The organism is Microcoleus sp. Pol11C3, assembly GCF_036701485.1.
GTDB lineage: Bacteria > Cyanobacteriota > Cyanobacteriia > Cyanobacteriales > Microcoleaceae > Microcoleus.
Map to the genome: position 1 here is coordinate 1 of NZ_JAUBQW010000124.1, position 19,167 is coordinate 19,167.

At 46.9% G+C, this 19,167-nt stretch carries 13 protein-coding genes and 1 pseudogene; 10 read left to right on the plus strand and 4 right to left on the minus strand.

Going from position 1 to position 19,167, the window contains the following annotated elements; genetic code table 11:
- Positions 1-73 precede the first annotated feature (73 nt).
- Positions 74-349, plus strand: a pseudogene (locus tag QUA40_RS22420) (IS5/IS1182 family transposase); the annotation flags it as partial.
- Positions 350-679: 330 nt separating this feature from the next.
- Here QUA40_RS22420 and QUA40_RS22425 read toward each other — a convergent pair.
- Positions 680-865, minus strand: coding sequence for a ribbon-helix-helix domain-containing protein (locus QUA40_RS22425; RefSeq protein ID WP_332980796.1), 186 nt, complete (start codon positions 863-865; stop codon positions 680-682).
- Positions 866-1,060: 195 nt separating this feature from the next.
- Here QUA40_RS22425 and QUA40_RS22430 point away from each other — a divergent pair, with 195 nt between their 5' ends.
- Positions 1,061-1,543, plus strand: a complete 483-nt coding sequence (locus tag QUA40_RS22430) for a hypothetical protein (RefSeq protein WP_333129921.1) — start codon at positions 1,061-1,063, stop codon at positions 1,541-1,543.
- Between the two features lie 365 nt (positions 1,544-1,908).
- Here the strand turns inward: QUA40_RS22430 and QUA40_RS22435 are convergent, their stop codons facing one another.
- A complete protein-coding gene (locus QUA40_RS22435) occupies positions 1,909-2,799 on the minus strand; it encodes a hypothetical protein (protein WP_333129923.1) in 891 nt (296 codons plus the stop codon).
- 81 nt (positions 2,800-2,880) lie between these two features.
- Between QUA40_RS22435 and QUA40_RS22440 the strand changes: the two genes are divergently transcribed.
- Both QUA40_RS22440 and QUA40_RS22445 read left to right on the plus strand, forming a co-directional pair.
- The gene (locus tag QUA40_RS22440) at positions 2,881-3,471 is read left to right on the plus strand and encodes a hypothetical protein (RefSeq protein ID WP_333129925.1); all 591 of its coding nucleotides are present in this window, start codon (positions 2,881-2,883) and stop codon (positions 3,469-3,471) included.
- 168 nt (positions 3,472-3,639) lie between these two features.
- Positions 3,640-6,342 (plus strand): CHAT domain-containing tetratricopeptide repeat protein, encoded by a 2,703-nt coding sequence (locus QUA40_RS22445; RefSeq protein ID WP_333129927.1) that lies wholly within the window; start codon positions 3,640-3,642, stop codon positions 6,340-6,342.
- Between the two features lie 142 nt (positions 6,343-6,484).
- Here QUA40_RS22445 and QUA40_RS22450 read toward each other — a convergent pair whose 3' ends face one another.
- Entirely contained in the window at positions 6,485-7,117 is a 633-nt protein-coding gene (locus tag QUA40_RS22450) for a hypothetical protein (RefSeq protein WP_333129929.1), read from the minus strand.
- A 154-nt stretch (positions 7,118-7,271) separates the two neighbouring features.
- Here QUA40_RS22450 and QUA40_RS22455 point away from each other — a divergent pair, with 154 nt between their 5' ends.
- Together QUA40_RS22455 and QUA40_RS22460 are read left to right on the plus strand one after the other, a co-directional pair.
- Positions 7,272-8,831 carry an NAD(P)/FAD-dependent oxidoreductase gene (locus QUA40_RS22455; RefSeq protein WP_333129931.1) on the plus strand — a complete coding sequence of 520 codons (1,560 nt, stop codon included), beginning with the start codon at positions 7,272-7,274 and terminating at the stop codon, positions 8,829-8,831.
- Positions 8,832-9,200: 369 nt separating this feature from the next.
- Positions 9,201-10,964: an NFACT RNA binding domain-containing protein gene (locus QUA40_RS22460; RefSeq protein ID WP_333129934.1), complete on the plus strand. Its 1,764-nt coding sequence runs from the start codon at positions 9,201-9,203 to the stop codon at positions 10,962-10,964.
- Between the two features lie 460 nt (positions 10,965-11,424).
- On the opposite strand, the gene QUA40_RS22465 is transcribed toward QUA40_RS22460, so the two are convergent.
- A complete protein-coding gene (locus tag QUA40_RS22465) occupies positions 11,425-13,536 on the minus strand; it encodes an iron uptake porin (RefSeq protein WP_445301182.1) in 2,112 nt (703 codons plus the stop codon).
- Positions 13,537-13,835: 299 nt separating this feature from the next.
- On the opposite strand from QUA40_RS22465, the gene QUA40_RS22470 reads away from it, so the two are divergent.
- The 4 genes from QUA40_RS22470 (at position 13,836) to QUA40_RS22485 (ending at position 18,964) form a co-directional block, all read left to right on the plus strand.
- Entirely contained in the window at positions 13,836-15,002 is a 1,167-nt protein-coding gene (locus QUA40_RS22470; protein WP_333129940.1) for a glycosyltransferase, read from the plus strand.
- Between the two features lie 243 nt (positions 15,003-15,245).
- Entirely contained in the window at positions 15,246-15,977 is a 732-nt protein-coding gene (locus QUA40_RS22475; protein ID WP_333129943.1) for a sugar transferase, read from the plus strand.
- A gap of 456 nt (positions 15,978-16,433) precedes the next feature.
- On the plus strand, positions 16,434-17,465 hold the full coding sequence (gmd, locus tag QUA40_RS22480; protein ID WP_333129946.1) for a GDP-mannose 4,6-dehydratase: 1,032 nt from the start codon (positions 16,434-16,436) through the stop codon (positions 17,463-17,465).
- 554 nt (positions 17,466-18,019) lie between these two features.
- A complete protein-coding gene (locus QUA40_RS22485; protein WP_333129949.1) occupies positions 18,020-18,964 on the plus strand; it encodes a GDP-L-fucose synthase in 945 nt (314 codons plus the stop codon).
- The last annotated feature ends 203 nt before the right edge of the window (positions 18,965-19,167 follow it).

Here is a 19,167-nt window from a genome sequence, read left to right on the forward strand (position 1 = left end):
GCCTTATCTTTAGTTGAGTTTGAATATATCGGTCGCTCCTATTCATAGTTTGCGATCGATTATTCAGCAAGCCCTAAGTAAATCTCATTATAAAATGCTGTTAGTAGCCACAGAAGTCTACCGCCAACAGTTATTGATGTACGAAACAAAAGAAAATAGTATTTCTGACAGAATAGTCAGCTTAAAACAACCCCATATTCGCCCCATCGTCAGAGGGAAAGCCGGGAAATCCGTTGAATTTGGGGCAAAATTATCAGCAAGTTGTCGTAACGGCTATGTGTTTTTAGACCGAATTAGTTGGGATAATTTTAACGAATCTTTAGACTTACAAGCACAAGTAGAAGAATTTAATCGGTTTATTTCATAACAACAACCTTTTTTCATATTTTGTGTGTTTAATGATTTGCAAAAACTATATTTTACCCAGAAAAGATGAGCAAAATTTATATCATTAAGGCGCTCGCCAATTCACTCATCTTTCTCAATGCTGTTTTCTGACTTTTTCAGCAAGCCCTATTTAAGCCGATCGCCATTGTCGAGTATTTTAGACAATTTTGTGGAATATGCAGCACAATACTGCTTTTGCACAGCACTATGCGCCCGATCGCGCGCGCATGAATCAGCAATAAAAAACTTCAGCCCTCAGTCTGTTTGATTCGCGCGATCGCCCACTCCTCACTCAACTTTTCTCCTGCTTTTCATCCGATGGCGGGGGCTGTTTTTGCATTTCCTTTTGATGTTCTCTGGCTGCTTGCTCCAAAAGGAATGCTGATAAGCTGCTGATTGAACGGCGTTCCCGATCTGCCCACTCTTCGAGGATGTCATAGATTCCATCAGCCAAATAAGTGGTTAAGCGTTTGGTCATCCGAGGCTCAGTATTTTTTTGTTTAGGGCGATCGTCATTGTGCTGTATGTGGACTGTCTTGTCGAGTATACGTCATTTACGTTACATATATGTGGCGCTTAAGTGATATACTGTGAACAAGTCAAAAGCCAGCGTCATCCCTAGGAAAGTTCGTCGCTGGCTTCTGGCCCCTAAATAAGCAAGGAGGCAATCTCTATGGTAAAGCCTGGAAGCGACGGCAGCGAATATACCCGCGGCTATCAACAAGCTTTGAATGATTTTGGCATCACGCAACTGCTGTTGGGTATCCGCAGCTACTCTGATGAGGATTTTGAGGCTGATCGCGCGCGCATGACTGGGCCAGAGCTCGAAAGCTTGGCGGTGTTTCTGATTCTGCGCGTGGGGGCGAATCTCAAAGGAAGTACGATCGCCCGCTATCTAAACACTCTCAGAAAAGCCAATTCTCCGACGATCGCCGATCGCCCCGCGATCGAACTCAACTCAAATTCGCGAGGGAAAACACCTGAAAAGTCAAAGGGGGGCGATCGCAATGCTTGGGCGATCCTCCGAATTTTACCGAATGCTGAACACTATACAATTGCGCGTTTTGTCAATCGCCAAGATGCGGACGATCGGCGGAGGGCTTTGTGTCGGTTTATTCCAGGGGGTGTGTTTGAAGTTGTGTGCGATCGCACCTAATCAATATACCTCTCCAATAATCATTGTGGAACAGGCAAGATGCCTGTTCCAGACAGGCTTTTCTGGAGATGTCTAATAAACACAAATGACGATGACAATTGTAGCGACTCCGCATTAAGTCCGTCGGGGGTTTTAACCCCCGCCTCATAGCAAAAGTCCTCTTAAGAGGACTGTAAATCACTCTTTCAGTCGTCTTCAGACGACTTCAGCTATGAGACAGGGGTTTCAACCCCTGGCGGACTGGCGGACTGGCGGACTGGCGGACTGGCGGACTGGCGGACTGGCGGACTGGCGGACTGGCGGACTAACCGAGGTTTCTGGCCATCTGTCTATAATCATGGATGAAAACCAGGTCCAAGCCTAATTTATTTAGACGGTTGAGAAGGTTGGGGACTTATAATTAACAATTGATCGCCGGATTGACTTTGTTGAATGGCAATCACTGGCGGGCGAGCTTTAGGGTCTTTTTGCTGTTCTTTTGTTAAAGCCGGAAACAGATAAATCCAGTTTCCTCTCTCCAAAAGCAATCGCCAAACTCTAGGTTCTTTGGGATTATTGATATCAGTATAATCTCTTTTGCTCAAATCTGCAAATAGACCTGCATCGCCGATCGCCTTAAATCCTTTGGGGTCTAGTCGGAGTGTTGGATCGTCGAGTTTTCTGCCTAAAGAAATGTTGTCTTGCTTGGCGATTAAGGCAACTGCGGGTAAAGAGGAATTTTCCCCGGCATCGCGTCGGGCATCGGCAATACCTTGGTGGTATGCTGACCAGAATAAAACTAGCAATACCCAACCGACAATGATAATTTCGTCAACGAGCGATCGCAATAATTTTATCGAGTTATATCTATTGACATTAAATTGTTGCCAAGATTTCAGGATGCGGTAAATCCACTTGAATCTTCTGCCGTAAGGATAGGAAAGCGACCCTGTAATTATGCCATTGATTTTAGCAGGAACTGTCTTGTTTATACTATTAACCAGCCACAAACTGAGGTAAATCGCGAGGGCGGTCAGCAGAAAGGCGATCGCACTTTTGAATATGCTTTTTCCGCCAGCGAAAAACACCTGAAGCGGCACCATAAAAAACGATTCGACGGGTAAATCGAGAGTCGTTATTTCTAGCTGAAAGAAGGAAAAATAAGACCAGCGATAAATCCAGCCCGTGAAAAACAGGGCAGCACCAAGCAAGCCAAAAACACTGGCCAAGTTGCCTAAAATATTTGATTCGGGGGTAGATTCTGGAGTTGGGAGCACGGATTTACCCTCAAGGGACTGAAGTATGGGTTTATAATGGTAGCGGGTTAACGCTTACCCTTGAAAGGAGTTTATGGAAGTATGAAATGCAGAACACTTTCTTTTCTAGTTGTAGCACTTTTTACAGTAACGGCGAGTATGGCTGCACGAGTTAATGCCACCAGTCAGGAAGTCCAGAAACGCAATTTGCCATCCGTACAAGCACAGGCTAACGCCAGCCAGCCCATACCCGTAGCGTTGCCGACTCAAGCGGAAATTGTGATGAAAGGGGGCGAAAAAAGAGATGGTAGAGTTGTAGAGATTGATGAGAAAGGGCAAAAATTATGGATACAGGGATCGAGGGAAAAGCGATCGCTCCCCTTGAGTCAAATTGATAAAATAGTATTTCCCAATAATGCGGTGGTTTATCGGACTAATGGGGTGCAGTTTATTCGGGGCGAAACCCCAGTAGATACAAATACTCAAGCGAAATGGAACGGTATTCGGATCGGCGATTTTCGTCTGATAGATGCTGTCAAAGGTCAAGCTGAGGTAAAATTGAGGTCGCCTGTTGTGAATCGGGGGCAATTGCGGGCAATTTTGGCAGTTGCAAAAGATCGGCAATTTGTAGTTGATGAAATGAAATTCGAGCCGCAGAAAAAGACGGTGACTATTTTAGTAACTCCTTATTGATTGTGTTGGGGGTTTAAAACAGCGCCGTCCAACGTTGTTTGGGAGCGACCGCGAGGTGATTACCATATCTGATCACTTTGATGAACCATGAGAAGATTTTCAGGATTATATGTAATGAGACTTCTGATGCCTATTTTATTTAATCGAATTTGGTGAATTCTAAAAAAAATGAAACGAATTATTAGCAATGTTTTGGTTTTGGGTGTGTGTTTAACTTCTCAGACTGTACCACCGATGCTGCAACCTAGTAGGGCGCCAAGTCCAAATGCACAGAGTCAAGAAGTAGAGAAACTGATACGGCAAGCAATGGAACAGCAACAGCAAGGAAAATCGCAACCGGCAATAGAAACATGGCAGCAGATTTTAAGCATTGTACGACAATTGAACGATCTCACAACGGAAGTATCAGTCCTCAATAGGATTGGTATGGTCTACAACAACATTGGACAACCAAAAGAAGCATTAAAATACTTTAACCAAGCTTTGCCAATTTCGCGAGAAGTGCGGGATCGCTCTGGGGAAGTTTTGACTTTGACTAATATTGGTTTAGCCTACGACAAACTTGGAAAATCAACAGAGGCATGGGAATACCTTAAGCAAGCTTTGCCAATTTGGCAGGAAGTGCGCGATCGCTCTGGGGAAGCTAGAACTTTGACTAATATTGGTTCATATTACCAGAACACAGGACAACCACAAGAAGCATTGAAATACTATAACCAAGCTTTGCCAATTTGGCAGGAAGTGCGCGCTGGCTCTGCGGAAGCTTTTACTTTGACTCAGATTGGTTGGGTCTATGACAGCATTGGAAAACCAGAAGAGGCATTGAAATACTATAACCAAGCTTTGCCAATTTCACAGGAAGTACACGATCGATTTGTAGAAGCTGTTGCTTTGAATGGTATTGGTTGGGTCCACTACAGAATTGGAAAACCAGAAAAGGCATTGGACAACTTTAAGCAAGCTTTAGCAATTTGGCAGGAAGGGGGCGATCGCTCTGGGGAAGCTACTACTTTGAATAATATGGGTTTAGCCTACGACAAACTTGAAAAATCAAAAGAGGCATTGGAATATCTTAAGCAAGCTTTAAAAATTAGGCAGGAAGTGAGCGATCGCCCAGGGCAAGCTGCTACTTTAACTAATATGGGTTTAGCCTATAACAACATTGGAAAACCAGAAGAGGCATTGGAATACCTTAACGAAGCTTTGCCAATTATGCGGGAAGGGCGTGATCGCTCTGGGGAAGCTACTACTTTGAATAATATGGGTTTAGCCTACCAAAACATGAAACAAGCAAACAAGGCATTAAAATCCTATAACCAAGCTTTGGAAATTAGGCGGCAAGTTGGCGATCGCCCTGGCGAAGCTGTTACTTTAACTAATATGGGTTTAGCCTACCGAGATATAAATAAACCTACTGATGCCATCAAAAACTTGGAGGACTCCATCAAGATTACTTTAGAAATGCGGAGTGGTTTACAGCGAGAAAATCGCCAAAAGTTTTTACAAGCTAATAACTTAACTCCGATCGCCCTCACATCCCTCCTCATCGACCAAAACCAAGCCGAGCGCGCTTTCCAATGGGTCAACATCGCCACCACAGCAGACCTCGCCGACTACACCCGCTTAATTGACGCCAAAGTAGCCAACCCTCAAGCACAAAAAGCCCTTGACGAGTGGAATCAAAAAAATCAACAACTGCAATTCCTCCGCCGCCAACTCAAAGACAAATTCTCAGAAAATCTCTCCCGACAAATGCGGGAATTAGAAGCAGAAGTCAACCGCCAAGCAGAAGAAATCTCCCGCAGTTTCCCAGAAGTCGCCGAACTATTTGAAACCAAACTCAAAGACATCGCCCAACTGAAAGCAAGTATCTCACCCGGAACCGTTGTCATTCAACCAGTTTTGCTCACAAATATCGGGAATGTCCCCAATACGATCGCCCTATTTGTCTTGACAAAAGACAGTTTAAGTGTTAAAAAAATTACTATTAATCCCGCAGAATTCGACAAACTCCTCACTCAATACCGCGAACAACTGCAAAATACTGGCGACACTAACTTCACCGTAACTGGCAGCAAACTCTACGAAATCCTGATTCGTCCCGTAGAAGACCAAATTAAGGCATTCTCACCCAAACAATTGAGCATCATCGCTACGGGAAAACTGCGCTACATCCCCTTTGAAACGCTCTATGACGAACAAACCGATGAATTCCTCATCCAGAAATATCCCGTCAACTATCTCACCCGCATTTCTACCAGGTCAATTCCCGATTCGACATTACAAGGCGGTATCTTAGCATTAGGAAATCCCGTCACCCGAAATCCGCAAAATCTACCCGGTTCGGAAGCAGAAGTTAGAAATATCGCTCAATTATTACCGGGAAGTTCCACCTATATCCGCAATACCGCCACCCTCGATCAATTCAAAACTCAAGCACCCCGCTTTCCCTTTTTGCACCTAGCAACTCACGGCTGTTTCCAACAGGGAGGCTGTCAAAAATTGGGCATGGAGGAAAATACACTACTATTTGCTGACAGCCAATTCAATATTCGCGATGCCGCCTTATTAGGATTGCAAAACACCAGACTCCTCACCTTAAGCGCGTGTCAAACTGCTATGCAAGCGAATTCTAACGGTGAAGAAATATCAGGAGTTGCCTATATATTTGAGCGTGCGGGCGCACAAGCGGTGATGGCGAGTCTCTGGAGTGTTGATGATTCAGCTACTAAAGATTTGATGGTTCAATTTTATCAAAATATCAATAAAGGGATGAGTAAAGGGGAAGCATTGCGGCAAGCTAAATTGAGTCAAATTACTCGACATCCTTATTATTGGTCGCCGTTTATTTTAATTGGTGATGCGCGGTAGAATATCGGGCGGTTGAACACCCGGCGGTTGAAACCGCGTCTATACAAACCAAACCCGCCTCCGCGGCTTGAAGACAAGACGGTTAAAATTACATTATCTTCTTCAGTCCGCGGAGGCGGACTTCCTTTGTGTAGACGCGGTTTCAACCGCCGTCTGATCTTTGTGTAGACGCGGTTTCAACCGCCGTCTGATCTCTCCCCCACAAAGCCAATCCGCCGCCCCTTCCCCTAGCCGCAATTATCCCCTCTTCTACCAGAAAATATGCAAAAAAGGCCTGCTTCCCCACACTCAAACTAAAAAATTCCGCCTCCCGCGCTTCTCCACCGCGAATAAATCCTTGATACACAGTTTTACCCAACAATTTCACTGTAATTCTGGTAAAATCAAAAGCTAAAATATTTTTATTAACTAAAAACTTAGTCGGCCCGGAAAGAGTTAGTACGATCGCCCCAACCTGCACCGAATTCTCCACCCTGCCCGTTTCCCTATCCGCTTCCCCATCCGCAACAGGTTCAGCCTTATAAGCAATTTGAATTTTCGCCAGCCACTCAGGGATATAACGTCCCGCGCCTAACACAATTCCCGCTTTTTGTCGAGTCTTTTTCGTGCCGGTGATAAAGCACAAGCGCCAATTGCCGATTAATTGCTCGAAACCATAGCGAATTTTATTTTTTTTCGCGTTTCTCTCAGCTTCTAAGAGGGCTGCGACTACGGCGGCCGGAGATGGTTTTGTATTCGACTTAGCGGCTTGTTCTAGAATTGATATGTTTTCCATTTAACTAACAATAACAGGAATTTACTAGGCTTGATGCAAAATTTTAAGGAACAGGCATCTTGCCTGTTCCACCAGCAGAGAGATTACTTGTGGGGCAGGCATCTTGCCGGAGGCCGAGTGATTGATAATATTAGCGGATGTAGCGGAGAAAAACATGGTTACGATCGCCCCCACAGACACAGAAATCATCATCATCGGCAGCGGCATAGGCGGGTTAAGTTGCGGTGCAATGCTTGCCAGATATGGATTTGACGTGATTGTCTGCGAAAGTCACTCGATCGCGGGCGGGGCAGCCCACGGTTTTGAACGCGAGGGATTTAGCTTCGACTCCGGGCCCTCCCTGTACTCAGGATTATCCTACAGCCCGTCTGCCAATCCGCTACGGCAAGTTTTGGATGCGATCGGCGAAAAACTCCCCTGCATCACCTACGATACCTGGGGTTGCTGTTTGCCAGAAGGCGATTTCGACACATCCGTCGGTGCGAGTCAATTTGGCGAAGTGCTCGCACAACTGCGCGGCGCGGAAGCAGTCGCCGAATGGCGGCAACTCCAGCGCATCATGGAACCCTACGCCAAAGCTGCCACAGCCTTACCATCGCTGGCTTTGCGCTTCGATTTGGGCAGTGTTTTTACCCTCGGCCAATTTGCGCCGGCTTTCCTGCAAAGTGCTGGCGAGGCGATCGCACTTGCAGGCCCTTTCAGTAAAATTATGGACAAAAACGTCAAAGATCCGTTTGTCCGAAATTGGCTGAATTTGTTGTGTTTCCTGCTGTCTGGACTTCCCGCCGACGGAACGATCGCAGCCGAAGTCGCTTTCATGTTCGCCGACTGGTATCGCCCCAATGCAGTTTTGGACTATCCGATCGGCGGTAGTGCAGCTCTGGTAAATGCCCTGGTACGCGGTTTAGAGCGCCACGGAGGGCAGTTGCTGCTAAATTCCCACGTTGCAGAAGTTTTGGTGGAAAACAACCGGGCTGCGGGCGTGCGGCTGCGATCAGGCAAAATTATTCGATCGCACAAAGCCGTCGTCTCCAACGCTTCCGTTTGGGATACCCTGAAACTGTTGCCTGAAACCTCAGTCCCGCAAAGGTTTCGGCAAGAGAGGCAGGTGACGCCCGAGTGCGACAGCTTCATGCACCTGCATCTGGGAATTGATGCTGCCGGAGTGCGATCGGACTTGGCTTGTCACTACATCTTCGTCAAAGACTGGGAAATGGGCGTTACAGCCCCTCAGAACGTCGTTCTCGTCTCGATTCCCTCGCTCCTCGACCCCCACCTTGCGCCTCCGGGAAAGCACGTCATTCACGTATATACCCCCGGAAACGAGCCTTACGATTTGTGGCAAAAGCTCGATCGCACCAGCGAAGAATACAAGCAGCAAAAGCAAGCGCGCGCCGAGGTGATGTGGGAAGCCTTAGAGAGAATTATCCCCGATATTCGATCGCGCTGCGAAGTCACCTTAGTCGGGACCCCGCTAACTCACGAACGGTTTTTGCGGAGAAATCGGGGCTCCTACGGGCCGGGAATTCAGGCGGGTACCGGCTTATTTCCGGGGCCGGGAACGCCTTTGGCGGGGCTGTTTTGCTGCGGAGATTCGACGTTTCCGGGAATTGGTTTGCCCGCTGTTGCTGCTAGCGGGGCGATCGCAGCTAATACGATCGCACCCGTGCACAAGCATTTGGAAATGCTTCGGGATATTGGTCTAAAAAATTAGACTTATTGCCTAATTTTTTGAAAGATTGGGCAACCGCAAATTAACGCAGATTAACGCAGATATTTTCTTGATTGTTTGGGAATTAATGCAATTGCAGTCGAGTTTAGATAATCATTAATTAATTAGGTTTGTAGTTAGGACTCCAATTCCTGTGTATTTTATGAGGAATAGGATTCCTCGCTACAAAAACCTTATTGTTGTCTCCTGTATTTGCCGCCATTGGCGGTCGCACATTCTTGTGCCCGGATTTTCAATCAGCGGATTTTTAACTGATTTTAAAATTTGGTTGCAAAACTTTGATACAATCGGTCAAATATGACCTAAATCGGTCAGCATAGAAATAGATAGTTCGATCGCAAAGAGGCCACCGTGCAACCCGTAGACTTTACAACTTTAACCGCCACTTGCAGCGAACTGCGAGCCCAATGGCTGCCAGCGCGCTTAGAACAAGTCTACCAGCGCGATCGCTTCACCGTGTCCTTAGCCCTCCGCACCATGAAAGGGCGCGGCTGGATTGACCTTTCCTGGCATCCTGTGGCCGCCCGCATCTGCGTCGGCGACCCCCCGCCCCGCATTCCCGACACCTTCACCTTCAGCGAACAACTGCGGCACCAACTCAGCGGTTTAGCCTTAGTTTCCATCGCCCCTGTTTCATCCTGGGAAAGAGTCATCGACTTGCAATTCGCCAAACGTCCAGGCGAACCCGCCCTCTGGCACCTCTACGCTGAAATCATGGGCAAGTACAGCAACGTCATTCTCACCGCCCAAGATAACCTCGTTGTCACCTGCGCCCACCAAGTCAGCGCCAAACAGTCCACCGTCCGTCCCATCCAAACCGGTCAACCCTACGAAATGCCCCCGTCTTTGACCGATGCAGTGCCGAGTCTGAGCGAATCTCAAAACCGCTGGCAATCGCGAATTAGCCTGGTTCCTGGGCAATTAAAGGGCAATCTGTTGAAGAATTACCGAGGAATGAGTAAAGCCTTAGTTTTGTCAATGATTCGATCGGCTTCTTTAGACCCCGAACAATCCACCGACAGCCTCAATGCCGACCAATGGCAGCAACTATTCCAGCGCTGGCTGTACTGGCTGCAATGCCTAGAAAACTCCAAATTTCACGCGAGTTTTACCCCCGAAGGCTACACCGTCATCGATTGGCCCGCACCAGAAAATCACAATGTAGGGGCGGTGCCCCCGTGCCCGCCCTCTGATTCTTCCATCTCTTCCGTTCAAGAATTACTTAACAGCTACTACACAGGCGAAATCAATCAACAAGTATTCGCCCAAGTCCGGCATCAGCTTACCCAAAAACTCAACAACGTCCTGGCAAAACTGCGCCTCAAAGCCAACACATTTAAAGAACGCTTGCAGCAATCAGCAGACGCCGACACGCACAAATCCCAAGCCGACTTGCTGATGGCAAATTTGCAGCATTGGGAACCAGGAATGAAATCAATTTCTCTCCCCGACTTTGAAACAGAAAAACCCGTTGCTATTCCCCTAAACCCGGAAAAAAACGCCGTTCAAAATGCTCAAGCAATCTACAAAAAACACCAAAAACTTAAAAGAGCCCGCATTGCAGTAGAACCTTTGTTAGCCGCCGTACAGGAAGAAATCGACTATTTAGAGCAAGTTGAAGTCGCACTTTCGGTATTGGAAACCTACCGCAACACCCAAGATTTGCAAACCCTCGCCGAAATCCGCGAAGAACTGATCCAGCAAAAATATCTAGATGTACCAGATTACCGCAGTACCGACAAAAATGCTGCGATCGAATTTCACCGCTACCAAACCCCCAGCGGCTTTGAATTATTAATCGGGCGCAACAACCGTCAAAACGACCAACTCACTTTTCGCACCGCCAACGACTACGACTTGTGGTTCCACACCCTAGAGATTCCCGGAAGCCACGCTTTGCTGCGTCTCAAACCCGGTACTGTGGCTGAAGAAACCGATTTGCAATTTGCCGCTGACATGACTGCTTACTACAGTCGCGCCCGCCACAGCGAACAAGTCCCGGTGGTTTATACAGAACCTAAATATGTATACAAGCCGAAAGGGGCTAAACCGGGTATGGTTGTATACAAGCAGGAGCGGATTGTCTGGGGTAGACCGCAGCAAGCTCCGGCTTGATTTATACAAAGTGAGATAAAAGGTCGATCGGCAATCGAAACTTCGTTTTTACCCAAAATAACCTGTTTGGAACCGATAAATCTAGGCAGGAACCGGGTTTTTGAACCCCGGCTTGATTATATAAAGTGACCTAGAGTGCGATCGCCCCCTCAAAATTAATATTCGCCTGTAATGTAAAGTATTATTACAAAAAATTAAATTTTGTTGTTAGAATACCACTTAAGAGAGATGATATTTCTTTTAGAACCCTTTGCAAAGAAACGTGCAACTTGGGTTTCCTCACTGTGAGAAAAACACTGTGGGAACACAACGGATTTAACTATTTGTGCAGACCAGCTTTTGCTAAAGCTGGTCGTTTCTGTTTAAACATTAAACCCAAGCTCGGACAATTTTAGATTGGCGATTGTAGATTTTAGATTAAAACCGCCAATCTAAAATCTAAAATCGGTGTGGGCTTCTCCTAGAAAGAAAACGTCGTTCTGACAACCCCAATCACCAAATCAGAATTATTCTTATTGTGGTCAGGAGCAGTCAGCCAAATTAGGCCAGGGGTGATAGAAATATTGTCGCTCAACTTAAACTGATAAAAACCTTCAACGTGCAGGGAAGTATCCTTATCTTCCGGCAAAGTCCGATTAGTAGAACTCGTCACGCGCGGCTCCATACCTACCAGAATCCCGGCAACATTTCCTTCTTTCAACAAATCGGGAAAAGCCAAAGTAATTGCCCAGTTCCAGATTTTTTGGTCTCCCCGCTGCACAGAACCCGTAGGAGTAGCCAAGTTGGATAAAATGCGCTGGTTGGTGTAACCCGCCCAACCGCCAATTGCAAATCTCGGGTTCAACTGCCATGAAGCTTGCGCGCCGTAGGAATTGCTAGAAACAGGCAGATTCTTGTCGCTGTCGATGCCGAAGGAACCGAGACGCACGGGGAAATTAGAAGCATTGCTGCCCGTACCGCTGACGACGTTGTAGGAATTAACGTAAGTTAAACCTAAAGCCATAGTGCTTGTCGGTTTGAAAGTCAATTGAGCAATACCACCGTAAGGGCCGTTGAACAAACCGTTACCCCGCGTCGGGTTCGCACCGTTACCGGCCAAATATCCCAAACTCAGCTCTAGTTTTTCCCCAAACTGATGCCTGAAGCCGACACCAGAACTGCCCACCATATAGTAAACCGGGTTGCGAGTACCGAAATTGGAAAGAGCACCGCTGCCGCCGTCTCCGTCAAAGTAAGGGTTGACAGTGTTGGTAAAATCGTCAGCAGCGCCGGCGTTGGCTTCGAGAATTACAGTAGTGCTTTTGCCGATCGGGAATTGGTAAAATAGCTGATCTAAAGTTACAGTATTGCTAGCAGTAGCAAAAGGCCCCGCATTAAACCGCAATTCTCCTTCAGCAGTTTTCGTGTTATTAGTAGAAAATGAGCCCAAATTTAAAACTTGCAGTCGAGTTCTCAGCAAATCTTTGCCAGAAAAACTCGTGTCAAAATTGAGACGAACCCTGCTGCCAAAAGCCGTCGCTTTATCAGCTTTCTCGCCGTTAGCATCATCTCCCCTGGCGATACCCGTCAAAGCAAATATCACTTCGCCGTTGAGTTTAGTCGTAGTTGAAAACTGATTTGCTTCTAATTCAGAGGCGCGCGCTTCCAAAGCATCGACGCGGCCGCGCAAAGTTGCCAATTCCGCCGCAAATTCTTCTTGCAACCTTTGCACCGAAGCAAAATCTTCTCGCGTCACGAGATTTCTCGAACCGCCTTGAATTAGTTCGCTAACTTTATCCAAACACGCATTTAAACCTGCTGCAAACTCGTAGCGAGTCATTGCCCGGTTGCCGCGAAAAGTGCCGTCAGGATAGCCAGCTATGCACCCGTAGCGCTCTACTAGAGACTGCAAAGCTTGGAACGCCCAATCAGTGGGCCGAACGTCGGAAAGTTGCGACACAGATGTTACTTGGCCGGCCGCATCTTCGCTGCTACTGCCTTCTGTGCTGTATTCGTTGATTTGTTCTAAAACATTTGACTGTGCTGGAGGTTGGGCACTTGGATCAGTCGATTGGGAAATCGGCTCGGGTTGCGCGGCCGGTTTTTCTGCGTTTAAATTAGCCGGTGCAACGGCGGGTTGCGTTTCGCTTAAGTTTGCGGGCGCTACTGCGGGGATTTGCTCTGCGACAGGTTGTTCAGCACTTAAATTTGCGGGCGCGACTGGGGGTTTGGTTTCGCTTAAATCTGCTGCAACTGCGTTTTCCGGTGCTTTTGCCTGTTCGGCAACTGGGGCGATCGGCTCGTTAGCGTTAGCGAAGCGATCCGAAGGAAAGCCCTCGTAGAGGTTCGCACTTTCTTTCTCAATAGTATCAACAGTCAAGTTGCTAGTTAGTGACACTGGTTCGGCAGTCTCAGGCTTTGCAGTCTCAGGCTTGGCCACTTCGGTTGCAGCACCTGCTAATTGCAGATTAGCTTGATCTGTGGCTGCAATTTCTACAGGTTGCTCTGCTGCTAGCGCCGTCGAAGATACGACTAAACTTGCTGCCAATACTGCGGGACTAATTAAAAGTCCCTTCCACAAAAATTTGGACATTTTTTCCTCACACCACATTGAGCCGATCGCCCGTTCCGAAGATTTAGGCGATCGCAAATCACCTTCAGTATTGAGCCTAATAGTATTTATTGTCAACAATTCGGGAAATCACGGCCGGAGAGTGCAGTTTTGCTGTGGTTGATTGGACAAAAACTCCGTTTATTCCCAAAATCTTTGGTTTGATCTAGATACCTACGCAGAAACCCGGTTGATGGCTTGATACTGCGTAAGTGATCCCTCAGTAAGTTTAATATTGACAGAACTGGCGCTAACAAATCGTTCGATCGGCTACATAACAAGTGAAAAAACTCAAATACGCCCTAGTTCACGAATGGTTGACGCCCTTAGCTACTGGCGGTTCAGAACTCGTAGTGCAGGAAATTCTCAAACACGTAGACGAGGCAGATGTCTATGCCCTCATCGACTTTGAATCCGCCAATCCCGAAAGCTATCTTTTCGGGCGGCAGATTGGCACAACATTTTTGCAGCACTTTCCCGCAGCCCGCAGTGGCGTCCAAAAATATTTGCCATTTCTGCCGATCGCGATCGAACAACTAGATCTGCGAGAATACGACATCATCCTCTCCTCATCCCACGCCGTTGCCAAAGGCATCCTCAGCAGTCCCCAGCAAATGCACGTCTGCTACTGCCACACGCCCATGCGCTACGCTTGGGACTTAACTTTTGACTATTTGCGTAGCAGCAAAGCCGGACGGGGCATTCCGGGCCTGCTGACGCGATATTTGTTGCATCGACTGCGGCAGTGGGACGTAATTTCCGCCAATCGTGTTGATTATTTCATCGCTAACTCTCAACACACTGCGTGCCGAATTTGGCGCTGCTACCGACGGCGGGCCGAGGTGATTTATCCGCCGGTAAATATCGAGCGATTTTCCTTGATGCGGCAAAAACAAGACTTTTACGTCACAGTTTGTCGGTTGGTAAGTTACAAAAACGTAAGTGCGATCGTCCAAGCATTCAATCAACTCGGACATACTCTAATTGTCATCGGCACCGGGCCAGAATTAGAAATGATTCGGCAAATCGCCAAACCCAACGTGCAAGTGCTCGGCTGGCAGCCCGCGTCCATAGTAGAAAAGTATATGGCAGAGGCGAAAGCCTTTGTATATGCAGCTTGCGAAGATTTTGGCATAGCTTTGGTAGAGGCTCAAGCTTGCGGAACACCGGTAATTTCCTATGCAGCAGGGGGCGCTTTGGAAACGGTGCTCGACATTCGCCAACACCCAGAGACAGGGACTGGTTTATTTTTTTCCTCCCAAACCCCAGCAGCATTAGTCCAAGCTGTCGAGGAATTTGAGCAGTTGCAAGGCAAATTTGAGCCAGAAATCTGCAGGTTGCGCGCTGAACAGTTTGCCCCCGAAGTATTTGGGCAGCGCTATCTAGCTTTTGTTGAACGCTGCTATCAGGAATTTCACTCCCGTGATTTTACCCAGTCTGGGGCTTGATAGTACCAGAACCCGATAGCGGGACAATCTTCCTTCTGCCTTTGTATAAGTGCCTTCAGAAGACCTCTGCATAAGTGCCTTGTGCCTTTTTCCTTCTGCCGCCAGAAGCCCTCTTCCTTCTTCCTTCAGCCTTTTGAAGCCTTCAGAAGGCAGAAAATTGAGTATTTGAAACATAATTCAGAGAACAAAGCGTCTTGAGGCTTTATGATCAGGACTGTGTGTGGTGTGAAGTGAAGGAGTAAGATGACTGCCGACAGCCAACTAATCTCCGGCAAGGTAATTCGAGCGATCGCAAGACGCGGTTTTGGGTCTGTCCTGCAAGGAGATAGACGCATAAGTCGTTCTCTACAGAGCCTCGACGGAGAACTTTTCAAGCGGTTATTTGACATCCTGTTTTCCTTATCGGTTCTGATCCTGTTTGCTCCGGTTTACCTGCTTTTGGCTTTCTTAATCGCCTTAAGCTCGTCCGGTCCTATTTTTTACGTACAGGAACGAGTCGGCAAAAACCGTAAAAGGTTTTATTGCCTTAAATTCAGAACGATGGTGGAAAATGCGGACGATATATTGCTAGAAATCATGGAAAATTCTCCGCATTTGCGTCAAGAGTTTGAGGACAATTTCAAACTGAAACAAGACCCTCGAATTACCTGGATTGGAAGATTTTTACGAATGACCAGTTTAGACGAGTTTCCCCAGTTTTGGAATGTTTTAAAAGGAGATATGAGCGTCGTCGGACCGAGACCTTTAGTTGAAGAAGAACTGCCGAGATACGGCCGTCACATCAACAAAATTCTTACCATAAGACCTGGAATTACAGGCTTGTGGCAAGTGTCTGGTCGCAACGACATTCCGTATCCCCGCCGAGTCCAAATCGACCTCTATTACGCAAATGACAAAAACCTTTGGATGGATATGTGGATTGTTTTCAAAACAATTGGAGTTGTGATTTTTCCCAAAAATAACGGCGCATATTAATTTTTGTCCGCAGTCAGCACTCGGTAGTTAGTTTTATTTGTTACTGACCACTGATGCTGACTACTGACAATCAGCGACAAACTCTTTGTCAAAACTAAACAGTTCCTGGATGCCGATCGAAGAATTGTGAGCTTAACTAAATGGGTAAATAGTTAAATAAACCTACCTCTTCTTCATCCAGAAAGATCAGTTCTTCTAGATAGACTACTTTAGGTTTAGGTGTTAAACTTAACTCTATAACCTTTGGCTTAAGGGGGATAGCCTACTTATCTTGGGATAACCCACTACCCAACAGCGTAGGAAGTAAACTTCAACTGGGTTTAGGTAACTAAAGTTAAGTTTGAGTAAGTTTTATAAAGCAGTTAACGTAGAGTTTGAGAATACGGTGGGCAGGGCTCAACAGCCTCTGCCAAAAAGTTTATTGTGAATTAACACAGCCTGTCAAAGGAAAATCAGATGACGCAACGTAAGCGAGCGCTAATAACAGGTATTACAGGTCAAGACGGCTCCTACTTGAGCGAATTACTGTTAGAGAAAGGATATGAAGTTCACGGCATTATCCGGCGCAGTTCTAGTTTCAATACCGATCGAATTGACCACATTTATGTCGATCCTCACAGCGAGGGTGCGCGCCTGTTTCTACACTACGGCGACTTAACCGACGGCACTACTCTGCGCCGGATATTGGAAGAAGTCCAGCCAGTAGAAGTTTATAACTTAGGTGCTCAATCTCACGTTCGAGTTAGCTTTGACTCGCCAGAGTATACGGTTGACGCCGTAGGGATGGGAGTATTGCGGCTGCTAGAAGCCGTTCGGGACTATCAGCGTCGCACTGGCATAGAAGTGCGCTTCTATCAAGCAGGTTCTTCGGAAATGTTTGGTTTGGTGCAGGAAGTTCCACAGAAGGAAACAACTCCTTTTTATCCCAGAAGTCCTTACGCCTGCGCCAAAGTTTATGGTCATTGGCAAACAGTAAACTATCGGGAATCTTACGGACTTTTTGCCTGCAACGGCATCTTGTTCAATCACGAATCTCCCCGCCGGGGCGAAACTTTTGTCACCCGTAAAATTACTCGCGCCCTTGCCAGAATAGTCGCCGGTAAGCAGAAAAAGATTTACTTGGGCAATCTCGATTCCAAGCGCGACTGGGGCTATGCTAAAGACTACGTGCGGGCGATGTGGCTGATGCTCCAACAAGACAAGGCTGACGATTATGTCATTGCTACTAACGAGACTCATTCTATTAAGGAATTTCTCGATTTGGCCTTTACTTACGTCAATTTAGAGTGGCAAAAATATGTGGAGTTTGACGAACGCTACTTGCGTCCGGCCGAAGTGGAACTGTTGATTGGCGATTCGAGTAAGGCGCGCCAGCACTTAAATTGGGAACCTTCTGTAACTTTTGAGGAGTTAGTACATTTAATGGTAGATGCTGACATCAAAGCTCTCGAAATGCAGGAGCGAGGTTCGGGCAACGGATTTGATTGAGCCGCTAAACAAAGCCGTCAGTCGCTTTTAGATTTTAGACTTCGGAGTGAGCGCGAGCGTCGAACGATTTTAGATTTTAGATTTACTCCACAGATGAATCTGGAAGCCCGCACTTGAGTCTAAAATTTTTTTTGACCCTCCCCGACACTCCTGCGGGGGCTTGTACCCGTTTTGGGCGAGGTCACTGCGAATAATTTGTAGGGGTAATACCCCGTGTCTACTCCTTTCGCGCGCCGGAGATTGCCCCTACAAACAGTTCATAAATGATGAGAGGATGTTTGCCGCTATTGGCAGGGGCATTCAAAGAACCCGCTTAATTGCTCGCAAAATTTTCGGATGTGCGGGCTAACAAAAACATTAAAATGATAGTTGAGAACTCGCGGCTCATAAATCTAACTTTCGGGTGTGCACGGCTCACATTGTCCCTATCTCCAGCAGGTAAAACAGATGGGTGGGCAACCGCGTCCTGTAGCAGAAAGCTTTTTTTGCTAAAGCAACAATTTTAGAATTGGAATTGTCGATCGACCCTTATTCAAAATACCGAGGCTAAAATTATGACCAGCTTGGATTTAAGCAGCAAACGCATTCAAGTCACGGGCGGCGCCGGTTTCTTGGGCCGTCAGGTAATTGACCAGTTAGTCAAAGCAGGGGCCGATGCTGATAAAATTTCGGTGACTAGATCGATCGACTGCGACCTCCGCGTCATGGAAAACTGCAAGCGCGCCGCCGACCAACAAGATATGATCATTCACCTCGCCGCGCACGTCGGCGGCATCGGCTTAAACCAACTCAAACCCGCTGAATTATTTTACGACAATTTGATGATGGGGGTGCAACTAATCCACGCCGCCTACGAAGCAGGAGTCGAAAAATTTGTCTGCGTCGGCACGATTTGCGCTTATCCCAACTTCACCCCAGTTCCTTTCAAAGAAGATGACCTGTGGAACGGCTATCCAGAGGTAACTAACGCACCTTACGGAGTAGCGAAAAAAGCCTTATTAGTGCAACTGCAATCCTACCGCCAGCAGTACGGATTCAACGGTATCTACTTGCTACCAGTAAATCTGTACGGCCCGGAAGATAACTTTGACCCGAAAAGTTCCCACGTCATCCCCGCATTAATTCGCAAAGTCCACGAAGCGCAAGAAAGAGGAGACAAAACACTGCCTGTTTGGGGCGACGGCAGCCCTAGCCGCGAGTTTTTGTATTCCACAGATGCCGCGCGGGGAATTGTGATGGCGGCTCAATCTTACAGTGAATCTGACCCGGTTAATTTGGGAACCAATAGCGAAGTTAAAATTCGAGATTTAGTAGAAACGATTTGCGAATTGATGGGATTTGAGGGAGAAATTGTTTGGGAAACAGACAAACCAAACGGTCAGCCGCGCCGCTGTTTGGATACGCGAAGGGCTAAGGAAAAGTTTGGTTTTGTTGCGGAGGTGAAGTTTAAAGAAGGGTTGAAAAATACGATTGATTGGTATCGAAAACACGCAGCGTAAGTGTGAAAAACCTGGTTTCTTGAAGAAACCGGGTTTTTTTAGTTATAAAGGTCATTGATAAAACTCGGCGGTTTAAACCGATCCTACACAAAAAAAATTTGATAATTCGGCGGTTGAAACCACTACTATAGTCATTTCAAATAAATGTGAGACAGAGGTAAGATCATGATAAAATCGATAAAAATAGTTAATTAGAAAAAAAT

Excerpts from the sequence above, each read along its gene's own strand:
- QUA40_RS22440 (WP_333129925.1), top strand. The coding sequence starts at position 2,881 with ATGAAATGCAGAACACTTTCTTTTCTAGTTGTAGCACTTTTTACAGTA.
- QUA40_RS22455 (WP_333129931.1), top strand. The coding sequence starts at position 7,272 with ATGGTTACGATCGCCCCCACAGACACAGAAATCATCATCATCGGCAGC.
- QUA40_RS22450 (WP_333129929.1), bottom strand. The coding sequence starts at position 7,117 with ATGGAAAACATATCAATTCTAGAACAAGCCGCTAAGTCGAATACAAAA.
- QUA40_RS22425 (WP_332980796.1), bottom strand. The coding sequence starts at position 865 with ATGACCAAACGCTTAACCACTTATTTGGCTGATGGAATCTATGACATC.
- QUA40_RS22430 (WP_333129921.1), top strand. The coding sequence starts at position 1,061 with ATGGTAAAGCCTGGAAGCGACGGCAGCGAATATACCCGCGGCTATCAA.
- QUA40_RS22475 (WP_333129943.1), top strand. The coding sequence starts at position 15,246 with ATGACTGCCGACAGCCAACTAATCTCCGGCAAGGTAATTCGAGCGATC.
- QUA40_RS22485 (WP_333129949.1), top strand. The coding sequence starts at position 18,020 with ATGACCAGCTTGGATTTAAGCAGCAAACGCATTCAAGTCACGGGCGGC.
- gmd (WP_333129946.1), top strand. The coding sequence starts at position 16,434 with ATGACGCAACGTAAGCGAGCGCTAATAACAGGTATTACAGGTCAAGAC.
- QUA40_RS22445 (WP_333129927.1), top strand. The coding sequence starts at position 3,640 with ATGAAACGAATTATTAGCAATGTTTTGGTTTTGGGTGTGTGTTTAACT.
- QUA40_RS22465 (WP_445301182.1), bottom strand. The coding sequence starts at position 13,536 with ATGTCCAAATTTTTGTGGAAGGGACTTTTAATTAGTCCCGCAGTATTG.